The sequence below is a fragment of the Paenibacillus sp. BSR1-1 genome (assembly GCF_030403775.1).
GTDB lineage: Bacteria > Bacillota > Bacilli > Bacillales > Cytobacillaceae > Neobacillus.
The window spans coordinates 24,660-37,638 of record NZ_JAQMWQ010000037.1 but is presented as its reverse complement, the minus strand read 5'-3'; the positions used below and the strand labels follow the sequence as shown (position 1 = coordinate 37,638).

Annotated in this window: 14 protein-coding genes; 12 read left to right on the top strand and 2 right to left on the bottom strand. The window is 39.6% G+C overall.

The window, feature by feature from the left end:
• Positions 1-194: 194 nt before the first annotated feature.
• Entirely contained in the window at positions 195-800 is a 606-nt protein-coding gene (locus tag PH210_RS28780; protein ID WP_289990032.1) for a TetR/AcrR family transcriptional regulator, read from the bottom strand.
• Positions 801-971: 171 nt separating this feature from the next.
• Here PH210_RS28780 and PH210_RS28775 point away from each other — a divergent pair, with 171 nt between their 5' ends.
• The 10 genes from PH210_RS28775 to PH210_RS28735 all read left to right on the top strand — a co-directional run bounded on the left by PH210_RS28775 (position 972) and on the right by PH210_RS28735 (position 10,822).
• Entirely contained in the window at positions 972-2,150 is a 1,179-nt protein-coding gene (locus PH210_RS28775) for a YhgE/Pip domain-containing protein (protein WP_289990040.1), read from the top strand.
• A gap of 161 nt (positions 2,151-2,311) precedes the next feature.
• A complete protein-coding gene (locus PH210_RS28770; RefSeq protein WP_289990030.1) occupies positions 2,312-2,911 on the top strand; it encodes a putative ABC transporter permease in 600 nt (199 codons plus the stop codon).
• 115 nt (positions 2,912-3,026) lie between these two features.
• Complete coding sequence (locus PH210_RS28765) at positions 3,027-3,725, top strand: response regulator transcription factor (RefSeq protein WP_289990029.1); 699 nt, start codon at positions 3,027-3,029, stop codon at positions 3,723-3,725.
• A 4-nt stretch (positions 3,726-3,729) separates the two neighbouring features.
• Positions 3,730-5,091, top strand: coding sequence for a sensor histidine kinase (locus PH210_RS28760; RefSeq protein ID WP_289990027.1), 1,362 nt, complete (start codon positions 3,730-3,732; stop codon positions 5,089-5,091).
• Positions 5,092-5,173: 82 nt separating this feature from the next.
• The gene (locus PH210_RS28755; protein ID WP_289990025.1) at positions 5,174-5,773 is read left to right on the top strand and encodes an undecaprenyl-diphosphatase; all 600 of its coding nucleotides are present in this window, start codon (positions 5,174-5,176) and stop codon (positions 5,771-5,773) included.
• Between the two features lie 184 nt (positions 5,774-5,957).
• On the top strand, positions 5,958-7,310 hold the full coding sequence (locus PH210_RS28750; protein WP_289990023.1) for a cytochrome ubiquinol oxidase subunit I: 1,353 nt from the start codon (positions 5,958-5,960) through the stop codon (positions 7,308-7,310).
• Entirely contained in the window at positions 7,300-8,325 is a 1,026-nt protein-coding gene (locus PH210_RS28745; protein WP_289990021.1) for a cytochrome d ubiquinol oxidase subunit II, read from the top strand. The genes PH210_RS28750 and PH210_RS28745 overlap by 11 nt, the downstream gene beginning before the upstream one ends.
• Before the next feature lie 15 nt (positions 8,326-8,340).
• Positions 8,341-8,442 carry a cytochrome bd oxidase small subunit CydS family protein gene (gene cydS, locus PH210_RS29950; protein ID WP_483312155.1) on the top strand — a complete coding sequence of 34 codons (102 nt, stop codon included), beginning with the start codon at positions 8,341-8,343 and terminating at the stop codon, positions 8,440-8,442.
• 287 nt (positions 8,443-8,729) lie between these two features.
• Positions 8,730-9,920, top strand: coding sequence for a chromate transporter (locus PH210_RS28740; protein ID WP_289990019.1), 1,191 nt, complete (start codon positions 8,730-8,732; stop codon positions 9,918-9,920).
• A gap of 71 nt (positions 9,921-9,991) precedes the next feature.
• The gene (locus PH210_RS28735) at positions 9,992-10,822 is read left to right on the top strand and encodes a hypothetical protein (protein WP_289990018.1); all 831 of its coding nucleotides are present in this window, start codon (positions 9,992-9,994) and stop codon (positions 10,820-10,822) included.
• A 45-nt stretch (positions 10,823-10,867) separates the two neighbouring features.
• On the opposite strand, the gene PH210_RS28730 is transcribed toward PH210_RS28735, so the two are convergent.
• Complete coding sequence (locus PH210_RS28730; protein ID WP_483312154.1) at positions 10,868-11,503, bottom strand: YdhK family protein; 636 nt, start codon at positions 11,501-11,503, stop codon at positions 10,868-10,870.
• A gap of 227 nt (positions 11,504-11,730) precedes the next feature.
• Here PH210_RS28730 and PH210_RS28725 point away from each other — a divergent pair, with 227 nt between their 5' ends.
• Both PH210_RS28725 and PH210_RS28720 read left to right on the top strand, forming a co-directional pair.
• On the top strand, positions 11,731-11,964 hold the full coding sequence (locus PH210_RS28725) for a hypothetical protein (protein ID WP_289990016.1): 234 nt from the start codon (positions 11,731-11,733) through the stop codon (positions 11,962-11,964).
• Entirely contained in the window at positions 11,904-12,449 is a 546-nt protein-coding gene (locus PH210_RS28720) for an urease accessory protein UreH domain-containing protein (protein ID WP_354670034.1), read from the top strand. The genes PH210_RS28725 and PH210_RS28720 overlap by 61 nt, the downstream gene beginning before the upstream one ends.
• The last annotated feature ends 530 nt before the right edge of the window (positions 12,450-12,979 follow it).

Sequence of the window (12,979 nt, the reverse complement as noted above, 5' to 3'; positions counted from 1 at the left end):
AGAGGCCTCCAAGCGAAGTGGATACGAAGCGCGGAAGAAAAAAATACGCCACAACCTGGCCGAAAAATATCTTTTTTATTGACGGAAGTCCAATATTCGCCGATAAAACCAGGATATTCGCTGATAAAACCTAAAAATTCGCTGATAAAATTTATTTTGGGATTTAAACCCAAACAAATCCTAAGAAAATTACATTATTTTTTTAGCCCTGCCACATGTCCCGGCCCATAAAGGGTCATTTTTGTTAAAATTAAGGTCATTTCCCGCGGTGACTTTTCCATTCCACTTTGCAGCCAATGCTGAATGACCCCAAGGTGGGCGGAACTGACATAGGAAATCAAATAATCGGCTGGAACGAGCATTTCTTCAATTTTTAGATCTTCCGCTATTTTTTGAAAAAAAGTTTTTTTGATTAATTCCTTCATTTTCCCCTGAAAGGCGGCGTCCCCCTTTGGTCCTAAAATGACCTTCATGAAACTCGCATTTTCTTGGAAGTATTCAAAAAGCTTCAAGATGATGGGAAAAGGTTCGTCTTGACTGGTAAAGCTTACCGCCTCTTTTGGCTTGATATTATTTACTAGCTGCCTAATTCCTGAAATAATCTCTTCTTCACTTTGCTCCAGGAGATCGTATTTATCCCGGTAATGCAAATAAAAGGTGCCGCGGTTAATACTCGCTTTTTCCGTTAAATCGCGTACCGTAATTCCTTCAAAGCCTTTTTCCTCCATTAACTCAGTGAGAGCGTCCCGAATCATCCGTTTGGTACGGATGACTCGTCTATCTGCTGCTTTATCGGACATTTTTTAGCCTCCAAAATTTTTTTATTAAATCAACATGCTATTCATTTCTGTTAATTACTCGACATTACGATCAATATTGTTTATTGCTATACCTGATAGACCCATTATAATTAACAGTGTGAACAATAATCAACAGCTTGTTCAATAAAGGGGGAGTATTCAATAATGAGTTTGTTTAAAGATAAATTGGCCATTTTATCGCCTGTTATTGTTTTAATCGTGGTGCTTATTTTTGGCCTAACACTTGTGCCATCGGTCAAACCCACTCCGAAAAACGTGCCAATTGCCTTTGTCAACGAGGATCAAGGCATGGAAATTCCGAATCAGGGCCATTTGAATATGGGAAAAACGATTACTGAAATGATTCAGGCAAAAACTGAAAAAGAGTCGCCAATTAAGTTTATTTTTATTAAAAGTAATGAGGAAGCACAGAAGGGATTAAACAACCGTGAGTATTACGGAGCGCTCGTCATTCCTAAGGATTTCTCACAGAAACAAGCATCCTTAATGGGCCCTTCACCAACTTCACCGGAAATGAAGATATTGGTCAATCAAGGGATGAACACGATTGCATCGACTATGGTAAGCAATGTGTTAAACGGAATGGTCGACAATATCAATAATAATCTCCGAGCCCAGTTACTTGCGGGCTTTGAAAAGCAAGGCGGCACTGTGACCACGAAACAAGCCGCAGCGTTAGTAACACCGATTACCAAGAAAGTAACGAATGTCAATGAAGTAGGGACCGCGAGCATGAATGGCAATGCTCCGATCTCCTTATTCCAGCCGCTCTGGATGGCAAGTATTGCAGGGGCTGCTATCCTTTTTCTAATGGTAAGTAAATTACCTTTTGCAAATCGGAAGGAAAAACTCGCGGCCCTCGTTGCTCAAATACTGATGGGAGCAGTTATTGCCTTTGTTGCTGGCTTTGGATTAACGTGGATAGCGGATACTATCGGTATTCACATTCCTAAATTCAGTGATATTGCATTCTTCTTATCACTAACTTGCTTCAGCTTTTTCCTAATGATTTCTGCAGTCCTATCATGGACTGGTATTAAAGGTATTCCGATCTTTGTTCTGATTCTATTCTTTGGCGCGCCGCTGCTTGCTATGGCACCAGAATTTATGTCATCGTTTTATCGTGACTGGATCCATTCGTGGATCCCGATGCGCTTCATGGTCGACGGACTTCGTGAATTATTCTTCTTTGGCAAAGGTATAAGCTGGAACCACCAGACTTCTGTTTTAGTATGGATTGGGTTGGTAAGTATGATGGTTATTTTTACTTCAGCTGCAAAGCCAGGAGTTAAAAAGGGAACCGAATCACAAATTGACCTCAATTCCTGATACACAAAATCCTCATGATTAGAATAGAAGAGCCCGAGTGGGCTCTTCTATTCTAAGGTTTGTACATTTAAAATGAAAACTGGAATTTTTTGTGCATATTTGAAATTTCTTCGGCTAATCCTAAAGTGGGAAAATTCTTATCCATGGAAGGTGATTTAGCCATGATAATTAGCTTATTGAATGGTTTCGAGGTTCAAAATCCCGGGATTTTTAATATCGAAGGAGCTGCGGCCATCTTATTTTATTTTACGGTCTACGCACTATTTGGTTGGCTGCTGGAGAACAGTTATAACCTTCTAACAAAAAAACGTTTTTTAAAAGAGAACTTTTTATATGGGCCATTTAAACCAATGTATGGGTTAGCGCCAATACTATTAGTTTATTTAATTAGGCCAGAAACAAATTGGGGAGTTGCCCTGCTGCTATGCTTTGTCATTCCAACCTTAGTAGAGTACGTGACTGGGGCGCTGCTGTTGAAGTTCTTAAAGCGGCAGTGGTGGGATTACTCCGATACGCCGCTCCAGCTCCATGGTCATATTTGTCTGCCTTTCTCGGCTTGCTGGGCAGGGCTGTCGTTTCTTTGCTTAAAATGGATTCATCCCTTGGTTGTCACTGTATACGGAATCTTTGAACCCTATTGGGCTTGGGTTTGGGGCGCAGTGGGCCTCTACTTCCTTGCCGATCTCGCATTATCGATAAGACGGCATTCCTTGCAAGAATTTGATAGAGTGCCTGACACCCTGAAAACTCCTTCTGATTAAAGAGGGAGATTTTTAATGTTTGATTAAAATTCAATGAAAAAATGAAATATAAGAGAAAAAAGTGCTAAATTGTAGGGGAGCAATTTTCTGCCATTTCGAAAAAAGAAGGGATTTTATGAAACAGCGCATTTTGGTTGTAGAGGACGAAAAGCAAATCGCTAAGATCTTAAAGCTCGAACTCGAGTTTGAAGGGTATGAAGTCGCTGTTGCCTATGATGGAAAGGCAGGCTTGCAGGCGGCCCAGAATGATAAACTAGATTTGATCTTACTGGATGTCATGCTGCCAGAAATGAATGGCATAGAGGTCCTAAGAAGAATTCGGAAAGAAAATACCATACTTCCGGTCATTTTATTAACCGCCAGAAACATGACGATGGATAAAGTTGCAGGGCTCGATCAAGGAGCGAACGATTATATTACAAAGCCCTTTGAAATCGAGGAATTACTGGCAAGAGTTCGGTCATGCCTAAGGCAGAATTCCCTTGCTGCTAAAGCTGTACAGCCGGAAAATCCCCTTTTATCTTTTAAGGATTTAACCGTTAATCTTGATACAAGAGAGGTAACACGGGGCGAAGCTTCTATTACCTTAACACCAAAGGAATTCGATTTACTCGTCTATTTATTGTCAAATAAAAATAGAGTGGTCACAAGGGAAAATATCTTAGTTAATGTATGGGAATACGAATACGAAGGAGAAACCAATGTCATTGATGTGTTTATCAGACATTTAAGAAAAAAAATAGAGGAAGGCTTTTCGGATCCAACGATTATTCAGACTGTTAGAGGAATAGGGTACACCGTAAGGGAGAATTAACAAAATGAAGATTACAACGAAAATTAATCTGATGACGACCGCTTGGATTCTCTGTATCTTACTGGCAGTAAATGCGGTTGTCTTTTTTTCTTTTATGAAAATAACAGTCAATATGGAGACTAATGACCTGCTTCAAAAAGCAAACAATTTGATAAAAGAAATGGAAAGAGGTGAATCCCCATCTTCCCCATCTGAGGTGAAGGGAATTTTCGCCCCTTATTTAACCAACCATTCTTTTATTAGAATGATAAAGCACGATTCCCAAATTGCCTATCAAGCAACAAATGATAAGTTCTTGGCCGGAAAAATAAAACCAAAATTCGTCAGCAAAAAAGAGACGGAACGAAGGACGATTATAAGGAACGATAAGGAGGAACAAATCTTAATTGTCAGGGTGCCAATACCATCTGAAGAGGGAACACTAGAAGTCGCGGAAAAGTTATCAGGACTGGAATTAGCGAAAGACGTCCTCCTGTCGATTTTAGGTTTTTGTACGTTTTTAGGTGCGCTTTTAGCGCTGCTTGGCGGCAGATGGCTTTCGAATCTGATTATGAGGCCGATCTCCAATATGATTAATACGATGGAGGATATTGAGCAAAGCGGGATTCCGAAAAAAATCGTCATCCAGGATGAAACGAAGGATGAGCTGCAAAAAATGGCCGTCACCTTCAATCGAATGATAGGAAGATTAGAGGACAATCTTGAAAAACAAAGACAATTCATTTCGGATGCCTCACATGAACTTAAAACTCCTCTGACCGTGATCAAAAGCTATGCCGATTTATTGCTGAGACGTGGATTGCAAAATGAAGAGGTTGCCCATGATGCCATTGAATCAATCCATTCGGAAGCAACAAGGATTCAAAAAATGACGGAAAGGTTCCTCGATTTAGCCGATACTGAATCAGGTAATCTTTTAGAAATGAAAGAAATCAATTTAGTCCATTTTTGCGGTAATATTCTCAAACAAATTGCAAGTGCTTATAAGCGCGATATTGACCTCCATTACCAGGATGCTGCCCTTTCCACCACTGCGGATGAACTCAAGCTGAAACAGGCAATCATTATTTTAATAGATAATGCAATCAAATATAGTACAGATAAAATAGATGTTTATCTAACAGAAACTGATCAATTTACCTTGATTAAAGTGAAGGATTATGGGATTGGGATTCCGGAGTATGAAATGGATAATATCTTCGAACGGTTTTACCGGGTGGACAAGGCTCGAAGTCGTGAAACTGGCGGCACGGGTCTTGGTCTAGCGATTGCCAAAAATATCATGAAACAGCATCACGGGGAAATTAAAGTGAAAAGTTCCGAAGGTATGGGAACAGAAGTTGAATTGATTTTGCCGAAATCTTAATTCATTTTTAATAAAACATTAAGTCAAAATTCAGCTTGTGGCTTTATAGTTAGATTCGTGCCAATTAGAGGAGGTCACGATCATGTTTCATTTTGACTATGAAGCCTTTCAATTCATAAATCATCTCGCGGTAAGTGAGCGAGTTTTAAATCCATTCATGGTGTTTTTAGCGGAAAAAGCAGAGTATTTATTCTTTGCCGGAATCATTTTTTATTGGTTTTTCCCTCGGAATCGAACTGAAAATCGCAGGATGGTGGCAGAAGCCATTCTGGCCGCATGTGTTGCCTTGGTGCTGAACGTTCTGATTGGTCACTTTTTTTACCGGGACCGTCCTTTTGTCAGTCATCATGTAAACTGGCTGATTCCCCATGTGAAAAATGCCTCGTTTCCTAGCGACCATGCCACGGCGGCCTTCGTGATTGCGACAGCTATCTGGATTTGGCGAAAAAGAGATGGCTGGCTGTGGCTGCTTTTATCGGCAGGTATTGCCCTATCCCGAGTGTGGACAGGGGTCCATTATCCTTTAGATGTAACTGCTGGGATGATCATTGGGGCCTGCACAGCGTTTGCAGTCCATAACCTATTGCTTCGAACTAAGATACTAAACAGAATTGTGAATTTACTAATTGAGTTCTATGAAAAAATAGAAAGCAGACTATGGGTAAAAAAGAAGGCCAATTGATGGTCTTCTTTTTTTGTTAATTACATAAATATTGGAAATGATAAACAAAGAGCAGCAAAAGGGGGACTTTATATATACAAAAAACAAGAACAAAGGCTAAGTTTACTTGCTTTTATCGTCGCTGCTATTTTGGGCCTATCGATAATAGGAAGGATTCTTTCAGGCTAAGAAAGGAAATCGTGAAATGGGAAATGAAGACTCAGTTCTATTAAGCCGAATACTCACAGAATTAACGTTATCCTTTCATATAATCTACGCAACCATTGGAGTCGGAATCCCGCTAATGATTATGATTGCTCAATGGGTCGGGATTAAAAAACAGGATGAACATTACATATTATTAGCAAGACGCTGGACACGCGGCTTTGTCATTTCCGTGGCAGTAGGGGTTGTAACGGGAACCGCGATTGGGCTTCAGCTATCGCTATTATGGCCGCATTTTATGGAGCTGGCGGGCAACGTTATCGCCCTGCCTTTATTTATGGAAACCTTTGCGTTTTTCTTTGAAGCCATTTTCTTAGGCATTTATATCTATACATGGGACCGGTTTGAGAATCAGAAAAAGCATCTCTTGCTGTTGATTCCTGTTGCCATCGGGGCTTCTTTTTCCGCCGTTTTTATTACCATTGTCAATGCTTTTATGAATGCACCTCAGGGGTTTGATCTTGCAGGAGGACAGCTTGTTAATGTCAGCCCAATCGTCGCGATGTTCAATCCAGCTATGCCGACAAAGGTTGCGCATGTGCTGGTAACAGCTTATATGACCTCGGCGTTCGTGCTTGCTTCCATTGGAGCCTCCCGTCTGCTGAAAGGTTCCGATCATTTGTACCATAAAAAGGCGTTATTTTTAACCTTAAAACTTGGGTTTGTTTTTTCAGTAGCATCCGCTTTAATTGGCGATTTTTCTGGAAAATATTTAGCGGAGTATCAGCCTGAAAAATTAGCCGCCGCCGAATGGCACTTTGAAACGGAGGAAGGAGCCCCGCTTATTTTGTTTGGGGTTCTTGATAATGGAAATGTAAAATATGCGATAAAAGTGCCATATGCACTCAGTATTTTAGCTAGAGATCTTCCGAAGGCAGAAGTGATTGGTCTGGATCAGTTTCCTAAAGATGAGGTGCCTCCGCTCTATATTCATTATTTGTTTGATGCTATGGTGACGATTGGAATGGTGCTGACTGGTTTATCATTAATCTATTTACTAGGGACTTGGCTAAGGTGGCAGTTTATTGTTTCGAAATGGTTCCGCTGGCTCCTTGTCCTTGGCGGTCCGCTTTCAGTTCTGGCGATTGAAACGGGCTGGTGGCTTGATGAAGTGGGGCGGCAGCCATGGATTTTACGGGGAATTATGCGGACAAAAGAGGCAGCAACCTCAAGTGGTCAAGTCGATCTCATGCTGCTATTGTTTGCCGGACTTTATTTGATTCTGGGAGTTGGCAGTGTAGTCGTTCTGATAAGGATGTTCCGCAAAAATACGGTGGAACAGGAATTGGCCGATCGGGCTTCCTTGAAGGCAGGTGAGCGGTATGACGCTTGAAATCCTTGGAATCACCGTGTTGGGGATGTTTCTTTTTGGCTATATTATCGTGGCCTCGATTGATTTTGGCGCCGGCTTTTTTAACGCCTTTAGTACGGTCACAGGCAAACAGCATATTTTGACTAAGGTCATCCAGCGCTATTTATCACCTGTTTGGGAAGTGACCAATGTTTTTTTAGTGTTTTTCTTTGTCGGGATTGTCGGTTTTTTTCCAAAAACAGCTTTCTATTTTGGTTCAACCTTGCTGGTGCCAGCCAGCATTGCTATCGTTCTGCTGGCGATTCGCGGCTCGTATTATGCGTTCTCAACTTATGGAGGACTCAAACATAAAAGGTACACCATTTTGTATGGCCTGACAGGATTATTTATTCCCGCCTCTTTATCGATTGTTTTGACCATTTCCGAGGGCGGCTTTGTGAGGATGGAGGGAGCGCGGCCGGTACTAGACTATTGGCGCTTGTTCACGAGTCCTTTATCATGGAGTATTGTTGTGCTCAGCCTGACCGCTGTTTTGTATATTTCAGCGGTATTTTTGACCTGGTATGCCCATAAGGCCAAGGATGAGGAGGCCACAAACCTGCTGCGAAAATATGCGTTAATCTGGGCGGGACCAGCTATTATTACCGCCGCCGGGATTATCGTGGAAATGCGGACTAATAATCCTGAGCATTATAAGGGATTAGTCAGCCTATGGTGGCTCTTCGCCCTGTCTGTTATGTTCTTCGCCGGCTCTGTTTATTTCATTTGGAAGCGGCAGGCTTATGGATTAGCCTTCTGGTTAATGGTTGGGCAATTTACCTCTGCCTTTTTAGCCTATGGGATTTCCCATTATCCTTATTTAATGTATCCGTATTTGACCATTTATGACAGCTTTACAAATGAATCGATGGCGATTGCCTTAGTTATCGCGTTTGTAGCTGGATTGGGCTTGCTTTTGCCGTCGTTGTATCTGCTTTTGAAGCTGTTTTTGTTTAACAAGGAGTATGTGCAAGGGAAACGGGATGATCATGCGTGAGGAGAGTTTTGAATGATGATTAACTTTTTCATCTTTTATGCTCCATTTATTATTGTGATAGCGGCAATTGTTACAGGTTTTTGGCTTGCAGGGAAAGATGATGCAGTGAAAAAATAGTTTTATTTGAAAAAGAAGAGCCTTTGGGGTTCTTCTTTTTCTTCAAATATTGGAAAAACTGACTTAATTTTCTCGATTTTCTTCTTAAATTTAATATACTTAATGTAAAGCTGCAGTGTTTTTTATTAAAAGTGCTCTTTAAAAATTTTTATCAGCGAATTTTTCTAGTTTATCAGCGGCTCCGAGTAGTTTATCAGCGAATATTCCCAGTTTATCAGCGAATCCGAGCAATTTATCAGCGAATATAAAAAGACAATCATATAGAAGAAAAATAGGTGATAAAAATAGTGAACCAAAACAAAAATTTTAAGTCGCTCCTTGAAATCCTTTTGGTATCAACGAGACTCGGTTTAACCTCTTTTGGAGGCCCTATCGCGCATTTAGGTTATTTTTATGAAGAATATGTTAAGCGGAAAAAATGGCTCGATGAAAAAAGCTATGCGGATTTAGTGGCTTTGTGTCAATTTCTCCCCGGACCGGCTAGCAGTCAAGTCGGGATTGGAGTCGGAGTTATCCGCGGCGGCCTTCTGGGCGGCCTATTCGCATTCATTGGATTTACCGCGCCTTCAATGATTGCCTTAATACTCTTTGCAATCATCCTTCAAGGTTTGCAAATAAATGACGCAGGATGGCTCCATGGTTTAAAAATCGTGGCCGTGGCTGTCGTTGCCCAGGCCATAATGGGGATGGCTTCAAAATTAACTCCTGATATTCATAGAAAAACTATTGCCTTATTTGCCCTGGTGAGTACGTTATTATGGCAGACTGCTTACATGCAGGTAGGTATTATTTTATTGGCTGCAATAGCCGGTTTTGTTATCTATAAGCAACACCATGATAATGAAGAGCCAAATACCATTCATTTTCCACTGTCACACCGTTATGCCTTAATATGTTTATCACTGTTTTTTTGTTTGCTGATTGTATTACCAATTGTACGCTCGATTACATCAGCAAATTGGATAATTTTATTTGATAGTTTCTATCGCTCGGGTTCATTGGTTTTTGGAGGCGGTCATGTTGTACTGCCATTACTGGAGAAAGAATTTGTACCCACCCATTGGTTATCTAAAGAAGAATTTCTTGCTGGATACGGGGCAGCCCAAGCCGTACCGGGCCCACTGTTTACCTTTGCTGCTTACATTGGGACAATAATCAATGGATGGAAAGGTGGAATCCTTGCGACAGCGGCTATTTTCTTACCTGCCTTTCTTCTTATTTTTGGTACCTTGCCTTTTTGGAACACGTTAAGACGTAATCCCAAAATTAAAGGAGCTTTAATGGGTGTAAATGCCGCCGTTGTTGGAATTTTAATTGCTGCCTTTTATAATCCGATTTGGACTAGTTCAATTCAAGCGCCTAATGATTTTGCTTTTGCCGCCATTTTGTTTTTTATGTTGGTATATTGGAAGCTTCCACCTTGGGTAATTGTAATCGCAGGTGCAGTGGGCGGTTCACTATTGCAGATAATATTTTAATATGAAGGACTGTGGTATAAAACCAATTTCAGATACTGAAAATATTTCTAAAGGACGACGGAGGAATTTATTTGAGTATCGGAATATGGTCTTATTTTACTCTTCTTTTATTAACTATTTTTGCGTTAGGTTCTGCCTATTGGAAATCCAGAAGTCCCCTCATCTTTATCCTCTTTTTTGCCGTTTCTGGAGTAACAATGTTTTTTGACTACCTGATTTATGTGTGGGGAAAGGCTTATATTTATCACCCTGGAATTGTCAATAATCGGTATGATACACATCTTGGAGCCATTGTTAATGGCTTGATTCTGCCGGCATTTGCCCTTTTGTATTCAGCCCGTAATGGTAAATGGTATTGGAGTATCATTCTGGCTGGCTTTTTTGCAGGAATTGAATGGTTGTTTACAGAGTGGGGTGTATATAAACCGAACTGGTGGAAGATAGGATATACATTTAGCATACTTATTTTTTATTTTCCAGTGATTAAAGTGTGGTGGGGCAGGTTAAATAATGCCCCGGTAAAATGGATTACCTATGGAACCTTGTTTTCATTATGTATTGCTGTATATGTTCAATTAAATATCCTTCTTTATGGACTATTTAGAACCAAAACGTTTCATGTTGAATGGATTGAACGTTTAAACCGGGACAGTGCAGCGATTAATAGTATTAATGCGATATTATTTAGCTCGATACTCGCTTTGATAGGTATTGTGAATGCCCGGCAAATATGGAATTTTGTTATGATGGCTGTGTTTATTGTTTATTATTTCGTTTTAAAAAATACTGGTATCATTCAAACTGATCATTTAGTTTTGGATTTTATTTTTAGTTTCCTAGCATTCTTCTTACCGCTTGTATTCGTAAGATATGCAAGCGCTAAAATATCCTCGCATTCTTGATGAAAAAAGCTCTGACTGTGCCAGAGCTTTTTTCGATATATTTTTTTATTTCCCTGATAGCTCACTTTCTATTACCCATTTGTGATTTGTCACTTTTTCCCCGCCAGTCGTTGGCGCGTAATCAACCATATAGACTGTTGTTTGTTCGGCTGAATCAATTACTGCTTTTGCACCCTTCATCCCCTCCATATGATCTGCCTCTACAATAACCTTATCACCTGGATTATACGATTTTTCGCCGGCATCTTTAATTTCTTCATGAATAATCCATTTGTGGTTTGTAACTCTTTTACCACCGTTGGTTGGATTATAAGAAATCGTATACACAGTAGTATCGAATGCGCCAACAATTGTTGCTTCAGCTCCATTCATTCCTTCCATATGATCCGCATTAATAATAGCTTTACTGCCAACTTTAAAGGTTGGGTTTTCGGCCTCTTTTAAACCTTTTGGAATTTCACCTGTACCAGAATGATTCATGCCTTTCATACTTTCATGGTCCATAGTGCTGGCATTCTTTTCTTGTTCAGATTTATTCCCCTGATTCATATTTGCATGTTGGTTTTCCTTATCACCATTGGAACAAGCTGCTAAAAATACGGCAAGGACCAAGGTAAGAAGAAGTAGTGTAGCTTGTTTTATTCTCACTTTTGTTACCTCCTTAGGTTTGTTACTCATCATACTACGACATATTTGTGCAGAATTTGTGCAGAAGGCCCTGACAATTTTAAGTTTATTAGTTAATAGATATTGGTAATTTTTATTTTTTTACAAATGTATGAACAAATAAGAAATGTGGACGCATGCCATATATTATCCAATAAAAATGCATAAAATCTGCAAACTTACCGTTTAAATTAAACCTATAAAACATTGAATCTTTATTTAACTTTTTGGAGGTGGAAAAATTGAAAAAAGTTTTTCTCGTTTTATTTGCATTTGCTTATATTTTTTCATTTGATTCAAAGGCCTTTGCCGATGAAGGACATTCACATATGAATCACAGTGATGGAAGCAATATGGAAGGCATGGATCATGGAAGCGGAAGCGATTATATGGGAACCGCTCCGTTCAAAAGAAAATTGTTTGGAAGGATGTTTTCTGGTTCACGTTTGGTAAAATTGTTGCCTTTTCTTTATTAGGTATTTTAGTGTGGCTGCTTGGTAAAGGTATAGAGCAAAATCTAGTATCCTACTTTCCGTGGCTGCGAAAAATGATGGGGCCTTTACTGATAGCAGTGGGGTTGTTTATGATTGGTGTTATTAAATTAAACGGAACGTTTCATTTATTCAAGGGCCCAAAAGAGTACAAACATGAAAATCTATTAGGTTCTTTTATGCTTGGATTTAGTTTTTCCCTTGCTTTTTGTCCAACTATGTTTGTCTTATTTTTTGTCACCTTGATGCCTGTGGCGTTGTCCAGTCCCTATGGATTTATTCTTCCGCCAATCTTTGCACTCGGGACAGCCATTCCACTATTAATCGTGATTGCGATTATTTGGTTTCTTGGCGGCAGTGGTGTTCTAATGAAGAAAAGCAGAAAGTTCGGCACCATGGTTGGAAGGCTTGCTGGGATATTGATGTTACTATTAGGAATCTTTGATACAATAACCTATTGGTCGATTTAAAAAAACAACGATTTGCTCGTTGTTTTTTTGTTAGGAAACGGTTTTTGAAATCGTTCATGATGACAAAAATCCGATAGAAAATCAAAGTTTATCCTCATAGCATGTTCATGGTGAAGGTTACAAGAAATAAGTGAGTTCATCGATCACAATAAGAATGACCGAACCTGGTTAACTAATTTCTCATATCTTAAAATTAAAAGTTGCTCATCATATTTTTGCTGCCCATTTCCTTTTGATTGCTGTCATCCATCGCATCAAAAAAAGAAAAATTCATTGACATTCAAACCCCCATTTGAATAAGATATAATCAAACGAACATTTGAATGTGAAAGAATAGCGTATGGATTGAAAAACAAGGAGACATTAACCTTAATCGTAACTTTTTCGTTTTAAAGGTGGCTATTTTCGTAAAGATTGCTGTTTTTCGTATAGGTTCATCACACGTAATAACACGATTCTTCGTGGCATCTTTTCGTAAGAACATTTGCGAAAATTGCCTAGAAACTTTATAAATGACCCTTAATAAGTAC

What these genes read in the sequence shown, in the direction of transcription:
- cydS (WP_483312155.1), top strand. Translation starts at nt 8,341, where the DNA reads ATGATTAACTTTTTCATCTTTTATGCTCCATTTATTATTGTGATAGCG.
- PH210_RS28745 (WP_289990021.1), top strand. Translation starts at nt 7,300, where the DNA reads ATGACGCTTGAAATCCTTGGAATCACCGTGTTGGGGATGTTTCTTTTT.
- PH210_RS28730 (WP_483312154.1), bottom strand. Translation starts at nt 11,503, where the DNA reads ATGATGAGTAACAAACCTAAGGAGGTAACAAAAGTGAGAATAAAACAA.
- PH210_RS28765 (WP_289990029.1), top strand. Translation starts at nt 3,027, where the DNA reads ATGAAACAGCGCATTTTGGTTGTAGAGGACGAAAAGCAAATCGCTAAG.
- PH210_RS28770 (WP_289990030.1), top strand. Translation starts at nt 2,312, where the DNA reads ATGATAATTAGCTTATTGAATGGTTTCGAGGTTCAAAATCCCGGGATT.
- PH210_RS28755 (WP_289990025.1), top strand. Translation starts at nt 5,174, where the DNA reads ATGTTTCATTTTGACTATGAAGCCTTTCAATTCATAAATCATCTCGCG.
- PH210_RS28750 (WP_289990023.1), top strand. Translation starts at nt 5,958, where the DNA reads ATGGGAAATGAAGACTCAGTTCTATTAAGCCGAATACTCACAGAATTA.
- PH210_RS28760 (WP_289990027.1), top strand. Translation starts at nt 3,730, where the DNA reads ATGAAGATTACAACGAAAATTAATCTGATGACGACCGCTTGGATTCTC.
- PH210_RS28780 (WP_289990032.1), bottom strand. Translation starts at nt 800, where the DNA reads ATGTCCGATAAAGCAGCAGATAGACGAGTCATCCGTACCAAACGGATG.